Origin of the sequence: Nocardia sp. alder85J (assembly GCF_020176955.2) — a bacterium.
Lineage (GTDB): Bacteria > Actinomycetota > Actinomycetes > Mycobacteriales > Mycobacteriaceae > Nocardia.
Genome location: NZ_JAIUCZ020000007.1, coordinates 502,162 through 521,389, shown reverse-complemented (window position 1 = coordinate 521,389; position 19,228 = coordinate 502,162). Strand labels below are relative to the sequence as shown.

Sequence of the window (19,228 nt, the reverse complement as noted above, 5' to 3'; positions counted from 1 at the left end):
CACCGGTGGCCTGCTCCACCCGATGCGCGACATGCTCGACCGCATCACCGATATCGTCCAGCCACCCCATGTCCAACCCCCCGCCTTCGAAAACTATTTGCCGTTCATGATCTGTGCGGCGCGGGCCGCGTCGCCGGTGTTCCAGCGGGTGGGGGTCGGGCCGGCGTTGGCCAGGGCATCCGGGGCCACGGTGGCGATGATCTTTCCGTTGCGGACCATGTGGTCCCAGGCGGCGGAGAAGGAGGAGGCGCTGTAGTCGGGGTGGCGGATGTCGTTGTAGCTGTTGTCCGCCAGGGTCTGGGACCAGGTGCGGTTGTCGGCGTCCTGGTGGGAGAGGTGGGGATTGCCGGCGATGTTGGTGTACATCTCCTTGAACATGTTCGAGGCGGTTTGTTCCTCCTCGTGGTAGCGGCCGGCGGCCAGGCCGAGGGTGCGGGCCAGGGCGTCGGCGCTCTGGACCATGGTTCGCACGCCCCAGGACCAGCGGTCGGTGAAGGCGGAGAAGGCTTGGTGGACTGCCGATTTGCCTGCTTGCAGGCCGGTCAGGGAGATGAGGGCGAAGCCGCGGCCGGAGGCGCCGGTTTCCTTGGTGCCGAGGCCGGACAGTTCGCCGGTGATGGCGTTGATGCCGTCGGCGGCGTCGGTGAGGGCGGCGGGGTCCACTCGGATCGAGTCGTTCATGTCAGAGCACCCCTACGGTGTTGCCGTCGGCGTCGGTGATCCTGGGTGGGAGGGCCAGGGGAGTGTCGCCGCCGGGATCTATCACTATGCCGGTCGGATCGGGTTGTGCTGTCGCGTAGTCGGTCAGGCGGTGGCCGCGGAGGGTGTGGAAGTGGTGCTCGGCGCCGGGGGTGGTGCCGCGGGCGTTCAGATAGGCGGCCAGGGGGCGGACGGCGGTGAAGACGCAGATCCAGGCGATGCCGGCGTAGCGGGAGGTGTAGAGGCGGTCTTCAGCGGTGAGCGGGACCAGGACCGCGGCGGCGCGGAAGGTGGACAGCAACAGGTCCGGGTGGCCGAAACCCGCTCGGAATGCGGCGATCTCCGATCGCAATGCGGCCAGGCCGTCTTCGGTGTCGGTGACCATAGGATACCCCCCTGCCATGAATCCCGCAGTGCCGCTACCGTACCCGAAGGGAGCTGGAGGTTACAACGCGGTTGTGCCTGACGGGCGGTGCCGCGCACAGTACGCTGCTTTTCGTACCTACGGCAGTGACGTCCGCTCCGGTCGACGGGTGCCGGTGTCCGGTGCATGATGAGTTGTTTCAATGCCCCAGAACAGGAGTCGGCAGTGGCATCGTGGCGAGACCGAGTGTCCGAACCCGCGCAGGAGGATCTGGACGGGCTGCTCGACACGGCACTGACACTGGCCGAGGGGCGGTTGGAGACGACGGGGGCCTTCACGCCGTTCGCGCTGGTGGTGAAGGTGAACGGAGTCACCGACATGGTGGCGTTGCCGCCGATGACGGCCCGGCAGGCCCAGCAGATGAGTTATGAGGTGCTGGGCGGGATGCGGGCGGAGATCCGGGCGGCGGCGGTCGTGCTCGGGTCGGCGTTGCCGGAGTCGGGGGCGGAGGCCATCGATGTGTTCCTCGAACATGCCGAGGGCATCGCGCTGAATGTGCTGGAACCGTACCGGCTCGACGACGACGGGGACGTGGTCACCGACGGGCTGGAGGCGCACACGGTGCGCCGGCGGATCTGGAACTGATCGATTTCTATCCGGAATATCGATTTCGGAATAGTTCGGCGGATCGCTGGGTTCCTTCGGAACATGAGCATTCATGGACGATTCGGCGCATGGAGTTACTACGCGAGTTTCACTCCCGAGATCGCGAGTGAGCTGCAATCACTCGGATACGGGACGTTGTGGCTGGGTGGGTCGCCGCCGGCGGATCTGCCGGTGATCGAGTCGTTGCTCGAGGCCACCGACACGCTCACCGTCGGCACCAGCATCGTCAACATCTGGAGCGCGCCGGCGAAGGAGGTGGCCGAATCCTTCCATCGGATCGAGGCGCGCTTCCCGGGGCGGTTCCTGCTGGGTATCGGGGCGGGGCATCCGGAACAGGACGCGGCGTTCCGCAAGCCCTACGACGCGCTCGTCGAGTATCTGGACGAACTGGATGAGGCGGGGGTGCCCAAGGAGAGCCGCGCGCTGGCGGCGCTGGGGCCGCGGGTGCTGAAGCTGGCCCGGGACCGCACCGCGGGGGCGTTGCCGTATCTCACCGTGCCGGAGCACACCAGGCAGGCCCGGGAGATTCTCGGGGCCGGCTCGCTGCTGGTGGCGGAGCACAAGATCACGCTGGGGACCGATCCGGAGAAGGCGCGCGAGACCCTGCGGCCGCGGATCCAGTTCTATCTGAAGTTGCAGAACTACGTCGCCAACCTGCGGCGGCTGGGCTTCGCCGAGGAGGATCTGGAGTTCCCGGGCAGTGACCGGCTGATCGACACCCTCGGGTTGTCGGGTACGCCCGAGCAGGTGGCGACGGCGCTGGCCGCGCATCTGGAGGCGGGTGCGGATCAGGTCGCCATCCAGGTCACCGACGCGGACTGGGTGCCGGTGCTGCGGACGCTCGCGCCCGTGCTGGCCGGGCGCTGATCGGACGGTTCTAGGGGTTCGCGCGGACCAGGCGGCCGATGGCCTCGGTGGCCTCCTTGATTTTGGCCTCGGCCTCCGGTCCGCCGCGGACGGCGGCGTCCACCACGCAGTGGCTGATGTGGTCCTCGAGCAGGCCCATCGCCACCGCTTGCAGGGCCTTCGTCATCGCCGCCACCTGGGTGAGGATGTCGATGCAGTACTTCTCCTCCTCGACCATTCGTTGCAGGCCGCGAGCCTGACCCTCGATGCGGCGCAGCCGTTTCAGGTAGTCGTCCTTGGCGGTGATGTAGCCGTGGCCCGTGTGATCGTGGTCGGCCGCGGTGGTCTGGTCCTGGCTCACGAATTCTCCTCGGTGCTGCGGCGTGATACCCCCCTAGGGTACGCTACCGCGCTGCTCGGGGGCCGAACCGGGGCGGAACCGGGTGGTGCTGGAGAATACGCAACCATGAGTTCCCCCCGCCCCGCGCTGGCCATCATCGGCGGCAGCGGCTTCTACGACTTCTTCGGCGACGACGCGACCACGCTCGAGATCGAGACGCCGTACGGCGCGCCGAGCGCACCGATCACCGTCGGCGATGTCGATGGGCGGCAGGTGGCCTTCCTGCCGCGGCACGGCCGCAAGCACGAGTACTCGCCGCACACGGTGCCGTATCAGGCCAACATGTGGGCGCTGCGCTCGATCGGCGTGCGCCGGATCTTCGCGCCGTGCGCGGTCGGCAGCCTGCGCGCCGACTGGGGGCCGGGCACCGTCGCGGTGCCGGATCAGTTGGTCGACCGCACCTCGGGGCGGCCGCAGACCTTCTTCGACAACGGTGGCATCCATGTGTCCTTCGCCGATCCGTACTGCGACGAGTTGCGTTCCGCCGCCACCAAATCCGCGGTCGCGGAGTTGCCGATGAAGTCGGCCGGGACGATGGTGGTGGTGCAGGGGCCGCGGTTCTCCACCCGCGCCGAGAGCCGCTGGTTCGCGGGCCAGGGCTGGGAGCTGGTCAACATGACCGGTTTCCCCGAGGCCGTGCTGGCTCGCGAACTCGAAATGTGCTACGCGGCAATCGCTCTGGTGACGGATCTGGACGCGGGCCTGGAGGCCGGCGAAGGGGTCAGCGCCGTCGCGGTTTTCGAGGAGTTCGAGCGGAATCTGGTGCCGTTCAAGCGATTGGTGCGGCAGGCGGTCGCGACCGTCGACGGTACCGACACCTGCGATCGGTGCCGGGTCCACACCGGCGTCACGCTGCCCTTCGACCTGCCCTGACGTCCGGTCAGCGCATCCGCATCCGCACCAGCGCGAACTGTGGCGGCCCGAAATCGGCGGTGGTGGGCGCCGGCCGGGCCTCCACATCCGCGGTCAGCCAGCCGCCGTCGACAGCGGCGAGCCGCAGGCCGGTGACGGTGTGCGTGGCCGCGCCGTCCAGCAGGGCCCGCCGGGCGGCCAGGATCAGCGGCCGGTCGTCCGGGTGCGGGATGGTCCGTACATCCATGCCGGCGTCCCAGCGCAGGTTCGGCGGCGCGGCGCCGAGCCACCGGCTGACCCGGCCCTGATCGGTGTCGACCAGGGCCAGATGCTGGCCGGACTCCGAATCGCACAGCATGTCGACGGCGGCCGCCTCCAGCGACTCCTCCTGCGGCGGAACGCTGTCGGTGATGTCCAGGAACACGCCGGGCCAGATCTTCGGGTCGGCGTCGCTGTTACGCGTCGCCATCATCACCGTGTGCAGCCCGGTGTAGGAGCTGATGCTGAACTCGCCCTGGAAGCGCGAATCCGGTTCCGAGGCATTGAGAGTCGCCATCATCTCCACCGCACGGTCGAAGCGCTGGATGTACTGGAAGATGTCACCGCCCTCCCAGCCGTAGTCGCCGTCGCCGAAGGCTCCGCCCATGCCCGGACCGCGACGATGCTGCCGGGTGTGGCAGTTGAGGATGAAGCCGGCGGTCAGCAGCGGCTCGGGCGGATCGTCCGGGCCCACCCGGAACTGCACCGCGTGCACGTCGCCGTCCGGGCCGACGGTCGGAATCGCACAGGCGCGCTGCCCGGACCAGGCCGAACGGGACTGCGGGAGCCGGCGTTCGACCGTTTTGCCGGTGGCATGCGCGGCGGTGACCATCGGCAGCAACGGCGGCGGCACGGCCCGGGGCAGCGAGGTCCAGTGGCGCACCGCCGTCCCCGTGGCCACCACCGACCACGTCTGCGGAGCGCCGAGGGTTTCGATCAGCGTCCACTGTTCGAGTTTCATGAAGCACACCTCCCCGCGACCGGATATCGCACCGCCTAGGCTCGCACGGGTGAACAGCCCCTTGCGACTGGAGGTCATCGTCGCCAGCGTGCGGCCGCAACGGTTGGCGCCGGTGGTCGCCGACTGGTTCCTGCGGACCGCGCGCGCGGATCCGGCCTTCGACGTGGACGTCCTCGATCTGGCGCGGTGGTCGCTGCCGGTCGAGCTGACCGAGACCCCCGAGGTCGGCGCCTATCGCGAACGATTGTCCGCCGCAGACGCTTTCGTGGTGGTGACCTCGGAGTACAACCACGGCTACCCGGCCGCGCTGAAGACCGCGCTCGACACCGCGAAACACGAATGGCGGGCCAAGCCGGTCGGTTTCGTGAGTTACGGCGGCCTGGCCGGCGGGCTGCGCGCGGTGGAACAGCTGCGGCAGGTGGTCGCGGAGATCCACATGGTCTCGATCCGCGAGACGGTGAGTTTCCACCAGGTCAAGCGGCGGTTCGACGCGGACGGCAATACCGAGGACGGCGCCGCCGTCGACGCGTCCGCCCGGATGCTGCGCCAATTGGCTTGGTGGGGGCGGCATCTGCGGGCCGCGCGGGCCGCGGACCCGTATCCGGGCTGACGACTACTGGTGGGCCAGCGGCCGGGTGCCGCGCGGCCGGTTGATGTAGGTGGTCTCCTTCGGGATCGACACCAGGGTCAGGTCCACCTGCGCGGTGCCGGTGCGCAGCACCACGTGGTTGCCGATCGCGCCGGGCTGGTGGATCGACAGGTCGGGACGGGTGGCGGGCCAGCCCATCGGATCACCGGCGACGTAGATGGTGGTGACGCCCGCGTGCGGGGCGGGGGCCAGCACCCCGTCGACCACCGCGGCGGTGTAACCGGCGTCGCTCTGGTGGGTTTCGACGGCGAGGGCCAGACGGTCCGGGTTGCCGATCGTGGTGATCAGCTGCTCCCACGCCTGCGGCCGGTCGGTGCGGACCAGCACCCGCTCGCCGACGGCCAGTGCGCGGAACACCAACTGCTGCGCCAGATACAGCTCGCCCGCCACGTACACCGTCGAAATGCCCTGTCCCACCAGGCGGATCGCGACGCCGTTGCCCTGCTCGTCGGAACCGATCAGCTGCCCGCAGCCGGACGACGGCAGATGCAGCGCGCCGATCACGTCGATCGGGTACTCGCTCATCGGCACCGTGTCGTCGAGGCCGGGAATCCCGATCGGGAAGTGCGCCAGCAGACTCTGCCGATGCCGGCCGTGCAGCGACACCATGTGCCGGTAGCGCAGGTTGTCCGGCAGCTCGCGGGTGGTCAGCCGCCAGGCGGCGCCGATGTTCACCGTCTCCGGCGAGGTGCCCGGCCGCAGCCGCACCGCCACCGTGGTGCCGCGCGAGGGCGCCACCCACAACTGCGCCAGCAGATCCGTGCCGAGCTGCTTCGGGTCGACCGCGCCGCCGATGTTCACGGCGTTGCCGAGTTCGGCGTGCCGCCAGCGATGCCGGACCGTGCGCGGATCGATGCCCGCGCTGACCTGGAGCACCGCCTGCTTGATCTCGGGTGCGGTCAAGATGCGGGAGGCACAGTCGGCGTCCTCCAGCGCGCGCACGATGCGCTGGGTCGCGATGGTGACCGCCCGGCAGGCCCCCTCGGCCCCGCCGCCGCGCCGATCCGCGGCGCCCGGACAGGTCAGTGTGTCGAAGCTGATCGCCAGCCACACCGTGCGATACGCGGTGGCGGGCAACGGACCCAGCAGCGTCTCGTAGATCGCCCCGGCCGGGGTGCCGGACCGGCTGCGGTGGCCGTGGCTGATGATGTCGATGCCGGACAGCAGAATGTCGTGCTGCGTCAGGCATTCCGCGAGTTCCGGCAGCGGCAGCAGGTGCGAGGCGTGCACGGTCCAGCGGTCGATGCGGGTCAGCCCGCCCCGCGGCGGCAGCACCTCCACCACCGCGACGACCCGGCTACCCTCCCAGTACAGCCCGAGCGAGCGGCCGTCCGGACCACGGAAATCGACGGTGTCGCCGATCGAATAGTCCTGATGTGTCACGTATTGCCACCAGGTGGCGAGCCACCCCGCCAGCGAGCGTTTGCCGATCGACACGAGCAGCACCGCCCCGATCAGAACCGCAAGCAACAGCGCGTACCAGCCGGGCAGCCCCAGCACCAGCGCGATCAGGGCGAGCACCAGCCCGACGGCCTGCGCCGCCACCAGATTGGGAAGTGTGATGCGCCCGAGCAGTGGACGGTTGCGCATGGCGTCGAATTCGGCCATCGTCGTCCCCCCAGTCACCTGGCGCACGGCCCGATCCCGGTGGCCGAGCTGAACTTCACGTCGTCTGAACTGTACTGTGTTCAGCGAACCTGAGCACCGTCCGGGGGAGGACTCATGCCGTCCAAGCCGACCACTCGTTGGCAGATCAGCGGATATCGCTTCCTGGTCCGGCGGATGGAACACGCTCTGGTCCGCCGCGACGTCCGAATGCTGCACGACCCGATGCGCTCCCAGTCGCGCGCCTACACCGTCGGCCTGGTCATCGGCGCCGTGGTGCTGGCAGGCTGCGGGGTGCTCGCGTTGCTCCGCCCGCAGGGCACCATCGGCGACAACAAGATCCTGCTGGGCAAGGACTCCGGCGCGGTCTACGCCGTCATCGACGGCGTGGTGCATCCCGCCCTGAACCTGGCCTCGGCCCGCCTGGCCGTCGGCGCCCCCGACAAAGCGGTATCGATCAAGGAATCCGAACTCGCGAAGAAGCCACGCGGCCCCCTGATCGGCATCCCCGGCGCCCCCGCCTCCCTGAACTTCGGCACCGACGGCAAGAGCCGCACCTGGACCGTCTGCGACGAGCTCCGCAACGACGGCAGCAATGCCCTCACCAACACCGTCATAGCCGGCCCCCCCACCCTCGGCGACCGCGCCACCACCCTCGACAAGGGCAAAGCGCTCCTGGTCCAAGGCCGCGAGGCCACGTACCTGATCTACGACGACCAGCGCGCCAGAGTCGACATGAACACCCGCGCGGTCGTGGACGCCCTGCGCATCCGAGGCTTCACCCCCCGCCCCATCAGCGAGGGCCTCCTCAACGCGATCCCCGAGGTCCTGCCCATCGTGGCCCCGAAGATCGCCGACCCCGGCGGCGTCCCGACCAAACCGGTAGCCGGCCACCGCAACGGCGACGTCGTCTTCCTCGCCACCGAAAACCAGAACTACGTGGTCCTCAGAGACGGCCTGCAACCGATCTCCCCCCTCACCGCCGACATCATCCGCAACTCCAACCCCGCCACCACCGCCGACGCCCAGATCACCGGCTTCGACCGCTCCAACACCAACGTGGTGGACCAGTTGGCGGTCTCGAAATACCCCGACGCCGCCCCCGAGATAGTGGACGCCAAGGACCAGCCCGTGAGCTGCCTGTCCTGGAAACCACTCACCGGCGGCGACAAGGCCGACAACAGCCGCCACGCCGACCTGTCCGTCCTCACCGGCCACGCCCTCCCCATCCCGGACAACGCCCTACCGACCCGCCTGGCCCAAGCAGACGCAACCGATCACGGTGCCGCCCAGTTCTATTCGACCCCCGGCTCCGGAATCTTCGTACAAACCACCGGCATCGAACCCGACAGCGCCCGCCGAGACAGCCTCTTCTTCATCGCCGACACCGGCGTCCGCTTCGGCATCAAAGACGCCGAAGCAGGCAAAGCCCTCGGCATGGACGCCGAACACGCCAAACCCGAATCCGCCCCCTGGCCCATAGTCGGCCTCCTAGCCGCAGGCCCAGCCCTGGGCCGCCAGGAAGCCATGGTCGCCCACGACGGCGTAGCCCCCGACCCCAACCCCGCCCGCCAGTTGGTGAAGTCGAGACAGGACACCCCCACAGCCCCCAACTAGTCCTCGCCTCACCCGCCCCGGCCCCGGCCACCAAGCAGGCCGGACATCCCGTTCCGGCTCCCCGTATCGCGGTCACCAATCCGCACCCCGGACAAGCCTGTTCGTTGCCCACCCCACCTCCGAGCCGGTGCCACCAGCAGACAGCCCCGACACCCGGCCCGCCCGCTGAGGTCCCGGTCGCCAGCATGCAGGCCGGACACCCCAATTCGTTGCCCGCCTCACCTCCGACCCCGGTCACCCCCAAGCAGCCCCGAACCCTCGAGTTCTCTTCCCGCCGCACCCTCCAACCCGGTCACCCCCAAGCAGGCCCGGCATTCGGCCCGCCCGCTGAGGGCCCGGTCACCACCGAGTAGGCATACCCCGAATGTTCTCGGCCCGTCTCGATTCTGGACTGACGGAGCGGGGGAGCGAAGCGGAGGAGCGGAGGAGGGAAGAATCGAGACTGAGGGGCCGAGAACCCGCCGGAGCGAAGCGGAGGCCAAAAATACAGCCGGTCACCACCAAGAAGGCAAACCCTCATCCGCAACCAGATACAAATCTGCACCACCCCGGTCACTGTTCCACTGGCTCGCCCTCCAACCCCCGACAAACCCTCATCCGCAACCAGATACAAGCCCGAACCACCCGGTCACTGTTCCACTGGCAAGCCCGAACCACCCGGTCACCGTTCCACTGGCTCACCCCCACCCCCCGACCCCACACCGTAAACAAGGCAGCTCACCCCCGCATACCAATGACACCCCCGTCAATCCTCCCGCACCCCGAACCGCCGCCGCAGCGGAAAAGAAGCCAAATACCCCAACACCAACAACACCACGATCACCCCGGTCCCGATCAACGCCACATTCCGAGCCTCATCATCCGCCGCCCCCGGAGTCCGAGGCACCGGCAACTGCCAACTCTGCGCAGCATCAGGCCGCTTGGCAGGCAACGAATTCGGCACTTCATCCGTCAACGCCGCAACCGGATCAACGGTCCCGTACCCCTGATACGGATTCCACCCCTCAGCCGGCGCATGCGCCGTAGCCTCGATCCGCTGAATCACCTCCAGCGCACTCAACTGCGGAAACCGAGCCCGCACCAACGCCGCCACCCCCGCCACATACGGCGTGGCGAAACTGGTCCCCGAAATAGCCGACTGCTGCCCCCGTTTGGCAAACCCGACAGCCGTCCCCCGACTGTTCGGATCCGCGAAGTTCACATCCAGCGAGGTGATGTTCTCCCCAGGCGCGGCAACCCCCACCCACGGCCCCGGCACAGTGAACTTGGAGGGCTGCCCGTTCACATCCACCGACCCCACCGACAACGTGTACTGGTCGTACCGCGCCGGCGACACATTCATACTGATTTTGCTCCACGGATCGGCAGCCGGATCCACCGGATCCTGCACCGGATTCGTCCCCCGGCACACATCGTTGTTGCCAGCCGCGACCACCACCACAGCATTTTTGTCGATTGCCGCATACTGCAACGCCGCGCCGAGATCCTCATCGTGCAACGGCCCGGTGGGACAGGTGGTCTCGGACACGTTGATGACCGTCGCCCCCATATCGGCGGCCCGCCGAATGGCCCACGCCATGGTGTGCGTATTCCCGTACCCGTCCGGCAGATCCTCCGGATTCTTCTGCTGCGACCGCCCTTTGGCCTGGAAGAACTCACTGGACTGCCGAATGCTGAGGATGGTCGCGTCCGGCGCCACCCCCGCGAACCCCTGCCCGGCCACCTGCGTCGCGGCGATGATCCCCGCCACCGCGGTGCCATGCCCGTCGCAGTCCTCGGTCCCGTCGGAATGCGCGACGTAATCCCCCCCACCGATCAACCCCGGCAGCCGCGGATGCCGCGCCACCCCGGTGTCGACCACCGCCACCAATTGCCCGCCACCTCGCGAGAACTGCCAGGCCCGGTCGAGATTCAGCGCCCGCTGCGCCGTCGGAACCGCGGGCCCGTCCCCGCCGGGCACGGTGCTCACACAGGGTGCGTTGGCAGGCTGCTCGGTATCCTCCGGCGGCCCGACCGGCGGCCCCGGCGGCAACAGCCCCGGAACAACCGGTGGCGGACGGTCCGCCAGCGCCCCACCGCCACCCACCGAAACACCGCCGATCAGCACCAGCGCCGCGAGGATCACCCGCAACCCCGTGCGCCCGCGAGAAAATGTCGTGCGTCCATGCGCACGATCGATGTGCGCGTTCGGAAAGGCTGTGCGGCCGGGCGGAACATCCCTGCATCCGCGCTGCAAGGCCGCGCTCCCGTGCTCCCGGCCCATGTTCCTACGCCGAAAACCCCTGCGCCGGTACCGTTCCCGATCGGCGTACCCGCCATGAGCCGAACCGTTCACAGCGAACGGACCAGCGAGTACAACTCGACCACCCAGAACACCAGCGGCAGCACCGCCGCCACGAACGCGTACTCGAGCAGCTCCACCGCTCGCCGCAACGGCGGCGTCGCGGTCTGATGCGGCACCGCGGTCCCCAGGATCAACGCCCCGATCAGCATCGCCATCGCCGCGCCGAACACCGCCAGCGGCTGGCGCAGCGTGAACGCCGCCACCCCCGCCATGATCAGCAGTACCGCCGAGCCGCCGGTCAGCAGCACCACCGCCTGCTCGGCCCCGGCATAGGTGCGGCTGCGGAACAACAGCACCGCCGCGCACACCAGCGCCAGCGCGATGCCCGGCCAGTACGGGCTCGATGCCTGCGGATCGGCGGCCGCGAGCGCGCCGGTCACCGTCACCAGCGTGGTCGCGGCCACCAGCCCCGCCAGATACATCCGGGCCCGTTCGGATTTCCCGCGCAGCACATCCATGGTCGGCAGCGCGCGATGGTCGTCCGGATCGTCCTCGGTCGGGTCGATCGGGGTGCCGGGGGAGGGCACCGGCGGCAGCGGCAGCTTCGCCAGCAGCATCGACACCCGCGGCGCCAGCGACAGCGCGCCGAGCGCGAGCGCCGCCGCCCCCGCGCCGATCGCGCGGCCGGGCTGGGTGGTCAGCAGCCCGACCAGCGCGGCCGGGACGGTGAACACCGCCAGCGTGGTGGTGCCGATGAACAGCGCCGACCCGGCCCCGCCGACCCGCCAGGCCAGCACCGCGACCGCACCGGTCAGCACCGCGCCGAGCAGGATGTTGGCCCAGCTGTAGTGCCCGTGTTGCAGCGGCACGATGAGCATGCCCGCACTGAACGCGCTCGGCAGCGCACAGCCGCCGAGCACGGTCGCCGTGCCCGGATCGGCGTACATGCGCGCGAAGATGATCCCGGCGACGACCAGCAGCAGTGCCACCAGCGCGGCCACCGAACCGGTGATCCAGCCCGGCATCGCCGTCGGCGCGGCCAGCAGGCCCGCGGAACCGACCAGCATCGCCAGCACCGCCACGATCGCACCGGTGATCTGCGCGACCCGCGGCGACCAGGCGCGGAAGTGATCGGCGTCGGCGATGGCGACGTTGTACATGATGTCGTCGAACAGCGGTGGCGGCGCGACATGGTCGGCGCTCTGCAACATCAGCAGTTCACCGTCGCGCACCCCGTGCTCGCCGAGGCTCAGCGAACTGGAGAACGGCGGCCGACCGATCTGCGCGAGCACCCATTCCGCGGGCTCGAACTGCTCTCCGGTGTGGTCGAAGTCGTTGCTGCGGCTGTGTTGCGCGACCATGTCCACGACACTGGGGATGACCAGGGCCACCGGCACATCGACCGGAATCGCCATGTCCACCTGGGTGTGTTTGGCCAGGATCGTCACCCGGGCCAGATCCGGTGCGCGGACGATGCCGCGGGTGGAATCCCCTTCCACATGGTCCAGTCGTGCTTGGGTCACGCCTTCCCCCAACCTTCTCGTCTACCTCGGGTTTCCGCCGACGTCATGTGCTGTGGCCGACCGGGGTTCACGTGCTGGATGCTGTCCGAACTGTACGTCATCGTGGCAGCTGCCACTACACTGAGCTCGCGGCACAGCGGTGGAAAAGGGGTAGTGGTGAAAAGGGGAAGTAGTTAACCCGGGGCAGCGGTGAACGTACAAGGGGCAGTAGTGAACCAGGGGAAGAAATGACAGGGGGACGTCTCGTCCGATGAGCACAGTTCGGTTCCAGCGCCGGCAGCGACGGGAGGTTCCGCGCATTCCGGGCGGCGAGGTGACTCTGCAACCGCCTCCGGAGATTCCGCGCGCGATTCCCAGCAGCCTGCTGTCGAAGCTGATGCCGTTCGTGATGGTCGTCGGCATGATCGGCATGATGGCGATCATGTTCACCCGCGGGGGCGGCATCGCCTCCAACCCGATGAGCATGATGTTCCCGATGATGATGGTCTTCTCGATGGTCGGCATGTTCGCCGGGCAGGGCGGCCGGGGACAGAAGGCCGCGGAGGCCAACGAGGACCGCAAGGACTATCTGCGCTACCTCGATCAGGTCCGCAAGGATGTGGAGGACACCGCCACACAGCAGCGCGCCGCGGTCGAGTGGAGTCATCCCGAGCCCGGTCTGGTCTGGATGCTGGCCGGTACCAGCCGGATGTGGGAGCGGCGGCCGGGCGACAAGGACTTCTGTCATGCGCGGATCGGCCTGGGCGGCCAGCGACTGGCCACCCGGCTGGTCTCGCCGGAGACCGGGCCGGTGGAGGAGCTGGAGCCGATCGCGGCGGTCTCGTTGCGCCGCTTCGTCCGCACCCATTCCACGGTGCCGGATCTGCCCACCGCCATCGCGGTGAAGGGTTTCGCCGCCATCCAGCTCAACGGCGACCGCGCCGAGGCCCGCGACATGACCCGGGCGATGTTGTTGCAGCTGTGCATGTTCCAGGCCCCGGACCAGGTGCTGGTGGCGGTGGTTTGCGGCGCCGACACCGCGCGCGAATGGGAATGGACCAAATGGCTGCCGCACACCCAGCATCCGGAGACCCAGGACGGGATCGGCACCGAGCGCATGGTGTACGGATCGGTCCGGGAGATGAGCGCCGGGCTGTCGCCGTTGCTGCACAACCGGGCCCGGTACTCGCGTAATCAGCCCGCCAACCAGAACCTGGTGCACGTGGTGATCGTGGTCGACGGCGGACTGCTGGAGGCGGAGGAGGATCCGCTGCGCGAGTCCGGGTTCGAGGGCGTCACCATCGTCGACCTCTGTCATTACGCGCCGCGCCTGGCGGTGTCGCGCGGCATCCAGATGGTCATCGAGAACGGTGACTGCGTCGGCCGCGGCGCCACCGGCAACATGGAACGCTTCGCGATCATCGACCGGATCAGCGTGCGGCAGGCCGAGCAGACGGCGCGGCGGCTGGCCCCCTACCGGGCCCCGTTGATACGCGGCGGCGGTGAGGCGGCGATCGAGGAGAGCGGCGGGGAGGTGATCTCCTCCTGGGCGCAGCTGATGGGCCTCGGCGACATCGGTGTGTTCAACCCGGAATCCGCCTGGCGGCCGCGCTACGGCCGCGACCGGCTGCGGGTGCCGTTCGGGGTGGGCGCCGACGGGCTGCCGGTGTTCATCGACATCAAGGAGGCCGCCGAGAACGGCATGGGCCCGCACGGCCTGTGCATCGGCGCCACCGGCTCGGGCAAGTCGGAATTCCTGCGCACGCTGGTGCTGTCGCTGCTGGCCACGCATTCGCCGGATCAGCTGAATCTGGTGCTGGTCGACTTCAAGGGTGGCGCCACCTTCCTCGGGCTGGAGGGGGTGCCGCACGTCGCGGCCATCATCACCAACCTGGAGGAGGAGGCCGATCTCGTCGAGCGCATGCGCGACGCGCTGGCCGGCGAGATGAACCGCCGCCAGGAATTGCTGCGCGCCTCCGGCAATTTCGCGAACGTCAGCGAATACGAGAAGGCCCGCGCCGCGGGCGCCGAACTCGATCCGCTGCCCGCGCTGTTCGTGGTGCTCGACGAATTCTCCGAACTGCTGTCCCAGCACCCGGATTTCGCGGAGTTGTTCCTGCAGATCGGCCGGTTGGGCCGGTCGCTGCACGTGCATCTGCTGCTGGCCTCGCAGCGGCTGGAGGAAGGCAGGCTCAAGGGCCTGGAATCACACCTGTCCTATCGGATCGGCCTGAAGACGTTCTCCGCCAACGAATCCCGGCAGGTGCTCGGCGTGCCCGACGCCTACAACCTGCCTGCCAATCCCGGCGGCGGGTATCTGAAGGCGGATTCCGGGGAGATCCAGCGGTTCCAGGCGGCGTACGTCTCCGGCCCGTACCTGGGCGCCGGTGCGCAGCGCGAGGTGACGACCGCGGATGTCATCGGCGGCGAGATCGATGTCACCGCACGGCCGTTCACGGCCGGGGTGGTGGCCTTCCGGGACAGCGACCGGCTGCCGGTGCCCTCGACGCCGGCGATCGTCGAGGACGCGCAGGAGGAGAGCGAGAAGATCGCCAACCTGCCGATGATGGTGTCGCGCATCCGCGGCCACGGCCGGCCCGCGCACGCCATCTGGCTGCCGCCGCTGGGCGCCGCGCCGACGCTGGACGCGCTGGTGCCGCGCGGCCTGCTGACCGGCGATTACAATCCGCCCACGACGCTGCGGGCCGTCATCGGCATCGTCGACCGGCCCTACGATCAGCGCCGCGACCCGTTGCTGGTGGATCTGTCCACCAACGCGGGCAACGTCGCGGTGGTCGGCGGTCCGCAGTCGGGCAAGTCGACGGTGCTGCGCACCCTGATCCTGTCGATGGCGCTGACGCACACCTCGGAACAAGTGCAGTTCTACTGCCTCGATTTCGGTGGCGGCACGCTCACCGCGCTGGAGGGCCTGCCGCACGTCGGCTCGGTGGCGAGCCGGCAGGACGTCGACAAGGTGCGCCGGACCGTGGCGGAGATGACGACCATCGTCCGGCAGCGCGAAATGCGGTTCCGGGCACTGGGTATCGACCTGTCGGAGTTCCGGCGGCTGCGGGCCACCGACCCGGCGAGCAGTCCGGCGGCCGCGGGCGTGCACGAGGATCCGTTCGGTGACGTCTTCCTGGTGATCGACGGATTCGGTTCGATCCGTGAGGATTTCGAGGGCCTCGAGAGTTCGATCATGAATCTGGCGATGCAGGGCCTGTCCTACGGCGTGCACGTCGTGATCGCGCTCAACCGCTGGGCCCAGGCGCGCCCGGCGCTGAAGGATCAGATCATGACCCGGGTCGAATTGCGGCTCGGCGATCCGATGGATTCGGATCTGGGCCGCAAGATCGCCTCGCTGGTCCCGATCGGCCGGCCGGGGCGCGGCATCACCCGCGACGGCCTGCACATGTTGACCGCGCTGCCGCGCATCGACGGCAGTTCCGATCCGGCGAGCCTCGGCACCGCGGTGGTGGCGGCGGTGCGGACGGTGTCGGCCGCGAACCGCGCCCGGCCGGCGCCGGCGGTGCGGATGCTGCCGGAACTCATGGCGCGCACCGCGTTGCTGGACCTGGTGAAGTCCGGTCCGGTCGACAGCCGGCCCCGGAACTCGCTGGTTCCCATCGGTATCAACGAGTCCGAACTCGCGCCGGTATTCCTGGACTTCGTGGAGAGCCCGCATTTCCTGGTGTTCGGCGACACCCGGTGCGGCAAGTCCACGTTGCTGCGCACCATCGTCTCCGGTATCTGCGCGGTGAACACCCCGGATCAGGCGCGGATCATCCTGTCCGACTATCGGCGCAGTCTGATCGATCTCGCGGGAATACCGAACGAGGCCGCCTACGCCTCGTCGGCGCAGATGCTGACCACCAACGTCACCGATCTGGTCGGTGTGCTGCAACGCCGGATGCCGGATGCGAACGTCACCCCGCAACAGTTGCGGGACCGGTCCTGGTGGACCGGTCCGGAGGTGTTCGTGGTGGTCGACGATTACGACCTGGTGGCCACCTCCACCGGTAATCCGTTGTCGGTCCTGGTCGAATTCCTGCCGCTGGCCCGGGATCTCGGCCTGCATCTGATCGTCGCGCGGCGTTCGGGCGGGGCGGCCCGCGCGATGTACGACCCGGTGATATCTCGATTGAAGGACTTGGCCAGCGCCGGTCTCGTGATGAGCGGCAGCCGAGAGGAGGGAAATCTGATCGGAGGTGTCAGGCCCAGTGCCATGCCCGACGGCCGCGGCACTTTGGTGACTCGAAATGGAATTGATCTCATTCAGACGGCGTGGACACCGGCATGATGTGCGTATCCTGTGATACGAACGGCGCCGGAACCGTCCGGGCGCTTCGTGCGTCGAAGCATCTATACGACAGATTCGGGTGACATGGACGATCTGTTCCGAAAGGATCGGATGTAGCCCGTTCATTACCGTTAGGAGTAGCAAATGGCCGGTATGAAGCAGACGGAACAGGTTGTCGGTCTGTCGACCTATATGGCCGACAAGCGTGCGGAGATCGACGGCCTGCTGGCGGCGCTCGAGGTCCAGAAGGAAAATCTGGTCGCGAATTGGCGGTCCCCCGAGGCCCGGATGATCTTCGACCGGGTCATCCAGGACTACCGAGACGAGGCGTCGGCCATGGTGAACGCGTTGCAGCAGCACGCGGACAACGTGAAGGACGCCTCCGTCAAGGTGACGAACGCGGACAGTTTGCTGTCGGATTCGCTGAACAGCGCCGCGGCCTCCCTCAAGGGCCTCTGAATCTCACCGACAGACTTTTTTCCATTCTCCGAAAGGTGCTGAAAATGGCTGGGGAAACAACCGGCGAGATCTTCCACAATTTCTCCGCGGTGGACTCGCATTCGATCGATATCCAGGTCACGGCCGGGAAGATCCTGTCCGCGATCGAGGAATTGAAGGACAAGGTCGCCTCGGTCGCCGGAACTGATTGGGACGGCGCCGCGAACGATTCGTTCAACGCGATGCACGCGAAGTGGCAGGACCGCTCGAACCAACTGCAGGAAACGCTGCGCAAACTCGGTGCCACCGTGCAGGAGGGCAATGCGCACATGCAGTCGACGGACAACGGGAACGCTCAGATCTTCATGGGTGCCTGACACGTCGGCGAAGGGGCCGCGCGCATCGGATTCACCGGTGCCGCGGCCCCTTCGTCGTATCCGGCAGGCTATTTCACCGATTTGGCGATGGTGGGGACCATCTTGTCCACGAGGGTGTCGGTCGACTGGTCGGTCCAGACCTGGAAGGCCTGGATGGTGGCGGGATCGTCGACGACCACGATCGTCGCGGAGCTGGTGAGCAGGCTGGAGGGCACGCCCCGCAAACCGCCGTTGCCGGCCTGACTGTCGGTGCGCAGGATCATGATCACATCGCTGTGGCTCACATCGACCAGGCCCGAATACGACAGCTGCCGTGGCGATTTCTCGTCACCGACCGCCTTGTAGGTGTCGTTGTAGCGGAAGCCGAGGCTTTGGAGGAACTTCGACTGGTCGCTGGGCGTGAGATCGACCGACAGCAGGGAATCGCCCAGATTGAACGCCGTGACGGTCTTCCCGTCGAATTGCGGATATTTGCTGCGGACCTGGCTCAGCTGATCACCGCCGTTGCCGCCCGAGGAGTCTCCGCCGCCCTGGACGGCGAAGAAGATGCCCGCGGCCGCGACGATCGCGACCACCGCGGCGGCGGCGATCATCCACGGCCGCCGGGACCGGGTGGTTCGCTCGGGCGAGGCCCCGGGGACGGTGCCGGCCACCCGGGCCGCGGTCTCGTCGGAACGCTGCCGGAAACCGTTGATGCTGACCCGCGGATCGGTGGCGTAACCCTGCGACTGCGGCTGATAGCCGCGCGGCATCCCGTACATCGCCGCTTCGGCGTCCTGGACGAATTCCCGGCAGCTGCCGTAGCGGTCGGCCGGATGCTTCGCCATCACTCGCGCGATGACGTGATCCAGCGCGGGCGGCAGATCGCCACGGATCGCACTGACCCGCGGCGGCGGGTCGTTGAGGTGGCCCATCATGACCAGGGCCGGTGCGGTGGCCGGATACGGATTCTGGCCGGTGAGCAGCCGATAGAAGGAACAACCGAGGCTGTAGATGTCGGAGCGGTGATCGAGGACGTCGCCGGTGAGCTGCTCCGGCGACGCGTAGGCGACGGTGGCCATGAACTGCCCGGTGGAGGTCAGATCCTGACCGTCCTCGGCGGATTTCGCGACGCCGAAATCGGTGAGGAAGACCCGTTCCTCCTCCTCGCCGGCACTGTGCGACAGCAGGAAATTCGCCGGTTTCACATCCCGGTGCAGCAGGCCGCGGCGGTGCGCGTAGTCGAGTCCCTTCCCGACCTCCGACACGATGCGCAGGGCCCGCTGCGCGGTCATGACCGCGGGGCCTTTCCGGGCCTCCTCGGCGGCGTCGATGCCCTCCACGAATTGCATCGCAATCCAGAGCTGGCCGTTCTCCTCGCCGCGGTTGTACACGGCGACAATGTTCGGATGATCCAGTCCCGCAGCGAGATTCGCCTCCCGTTCGAAACGGGCCCGGAACTCGGGGTCGTGCGAGAGTTCGGCGCTCAGAACTTTCAGGGCGTCGCGGCGCGGTAGCGTGGGATTACGGGCCAGATACACCGTGCCCATTCCGCCGCTGCCCAGGATTCCGAGCACCTGATAGCCACCCACGATCGCGCCGGGCTGCAACGGCATTCGATCCTCCTCGTATTCACGCTCGACGCATGGA

General features: G+C 68.3%; 16 protein-coding genes. 8 read left to right on the top strand and 8 right to left on the bottom strand.

Annotated elements, in window-relative coordinates; translation table 11 throughout:
• Positions 1–93 precede the first annotated feature (93 nt).
• Positions 94–681 (bottom strand): WXG100 family type VII secretion target, encoded by a 588-nt coding sequence (locus LBW94_RS28200; protein WP_225060308.1) that lies wholly within the window; start codon positions 679–681, stop codon positions 94–96.
• A gap of 1 nt (position 682) precedes the next feature.
• Complete coding sequence (locus LBW94_RS28195; protein ID WP_225060307.1) at positions 683–1,084, bottom strand: SseB family protein; 402 nt, start codon at positions 1,082–1,084, stop codon at positions 683–685.
• 204 nt (positions 1,085–1,288) lie between these two features.
• Between LBW94_RS28195 and LBW94_RS28190 the strand changes: the two genes are divergently transcribed.
• Both LBW94_RS28190 and LBW94_RS28185 read left to right on the top strand, forming a co-directional pair.
• Complete coding sequence (locus LBW94_RS28190; RefSeq protein WP_225060306.1) at positions 1,289–1,708, top strand: hypothetical protein; 420 nt, start codon at positions 1,289–1,291, stop codon at positions 1,706–1,708.
• 63 nt (positions 1,709–1,771) lie between these two features.
• On the top strand, positions 1,772–2,596 hold the full coding sequence (locus tag LBW94_RS28185) for an LLM class F420-dependent oxidoreductase (RefSeq protein WP_225060305.1): 825 nt from the start codon (positions 1,772–1,774) through the stop codon (positions 2,594–2,596).
• A 10-nt stretch (positions 2,597–2,606) separates the two neighbouring features.
• On the opposite strand, the gene LBW94_RS28180 is transcribed toward LBW94_RS28185, so the two are convergent.
• A complete protein-coding gene (locus tag LBW94_RS28180) occupies positions 2,607–2,936 on the bottom strand; it encodes a metal-sensitive transcriptional regulator (RefSeq protein WP_323137947.1) in 330 nt (109 codons plus the stop codon).
• Between the two features lie 105 nt (positions 2,937–3,041).
• Here LBW94_RS28180 and LBW94_RS28175 point away from each other — a divergent pair, with 105 nt between their 5' ends.
• Complete coding sequence (locus tag LBW94_RS28175) at positions 3,042–3,848, top strand: S-methyl-5'-thioadenosine phosphorylase (protein ID WP_225060304.1); 807 nt, start codon at positions 3,042–3,044, stop codon at positions 3,846–3,848.
• 7 nt (positions 3,849–3,855) lie between these two features.
• Here LBW94_RS28175 and LBW94_RS28170 read toward each other — a convergent pair whose 3' ends face one another.
• On the bottom strand, positions 3,856–4,827 hold the full coding sequence (locus tag LBW94_RS28170; RefSeq protein ID WP_225060303.1) for a GAF domain-containing protein: 972 nt from the start codon (positions 4,825–4,827) through the stop codon (positions 3,856–3,858).
• On the opposite strand from LBW94_RS28170, the gene LBW94_RS28165 reads away from it, so the two are divergent.
• Positions 4,826–5,437 carry an NADPH-dependent FMN reductase gene (locus tag LBW94_RS28165; protein ID WP_416276961.1) on the top strand — a complete coding sequence of 204 codons (612 nt, stop codon included), beginning with the start codon at positions 4,826–4,828 and terminating at the stop codon, positions 5,435–5,437. The two genes, LBW94_RS28170 and LBW94_RS28165, sit on opposite strands and share 2 nt — an antisense overlap.
• Positions 5,438–5,440: 3 nt before the next feature.
• On the opposite strand, the gene eccE is transcribed toward LBW94_RS28165, so the two are convergent.
• The gene (gene eccE, locus LBW94_RS28160) at positions 5,441–7,084 is read right to left on the bottom strand and encodes a type VII secretion protein EccE (RefSeq protein ID WP_225060301.1); all 1,644 of its coding nucleotides are present in this window, start codon (positions 7,082–7,084) and stop codon (positions 5,441–5,443) included.
• A gap of 114 nt (positions 7,085–7,198) precedes the next feature.
• On the opposite strand from eccE, the gene eccB reads away from it, so the two are divergent.
• Positions 7,199–8,698 carry a type VII secretion protein EccB gene (gene eccB / locus LBW94_RS28155; RefSeq protein WP_225060300.1) on the top strand — a complete coding sequence of 500 codons (1,500 nt, stop codon included), beginning with the start codon at positions 7,199–7,201 and terminating at the stop codon, positions 8,696–8,698.
• A 745-nt stretch (positions 8,699–9,443) separates the two neighbouring features.
• Here the strand turns inward: eccB and mycP are convergent.
• Together mycP and eccD are read right to left on the bottom strand one after the other, a co-directional pair.
• The gene (gene mycP / locus LBW94_RS28150) at positions 9,444–10,802 is read right to left on the bottom strand and encodes a type VII secretion-associated serine protease mycosin (RefSeq protein WP_225060314.1); all 1,359 of its coding nucleotides are present in this window, start codon (positions 10,800–10,802) and stop codon (positions 9,444–9,446) included.
• 227 nt (positions 10,803–11,029) lie between these two features.
• Positions 11,030–12,505, bottom strand: a complete 1,476-nt coding sequence (gene eccD / locus LBW94_RS28145; RefSeq protein WP_225060299.1) for a type VII secretion integral membrane protein EccD — start codon at positions 12,503–12,505, stop codon at positions 11,030–11,032.
• 250 nt (positions 12,506–12,755) lie between these two features.
• Here eccD and eccCa point away from each other — a divergent pair, with 250 nt between their 5' ends.
• The 3 genes from eccCa to LBW94_RS28130 all read left to right on the top strand — a co-directional run bounded on the left by eccCa (position 12,756) and on the right by LBW94_RS28130 (position 17,599).
• The gene (eccCa, locus tag LBW94_RS28140) at positions 12,756–16,784 is read left to right on the top strand and encodes a type VII secretion protein EccCa (RefSeq protein WP_225060298.1); all 4,029 of its coding nucleotides are present in this window, start codon (positions 12,756–12,758) and stop codon (positions 16,782–16,784) included.
• Positions 16,785–16,928: 144 nt separating this feature from the next.
• Positions 16,929–17,243, top strand: a complete 315-nt coding sequence (locus LBW94_RS28135; RefSeq protein WP_225060297.1) for a WXG100 family type VII secretion target — start codon at positions 16,929–16,931, stop codon at positions 17,241–17,243.
• Between the two features lie 44 nt (positions 17,244–17,287).
• Entirely contained in the window at positions 17,288–17,599 is a 312-nt protein-coding gene (locus LBW94_RS28130; RefSeq protein ID WP_225060296.1) for a WXG100 family type VII secretion target, read from the top strand.
• 68 nt (positions 17,600–17,667) lie between these two features.
• Here the strand turns inward: LBW94_RS28130 and LBW94_RS28125 are convergent, their stop codons facing one another.
• Positions 17,668–19,194, bottom strand: a complete 1,527-nt coding sequence (locus LBW94_RS28125) for a serine/threonine-protein kinase (protein WP_225060295.1) — start codon at positions 19,192–19,194, stop codon at positions 17,668–17,670.
• Positions 19,195–19,228 lie beyond the last annotated feature (34 nt).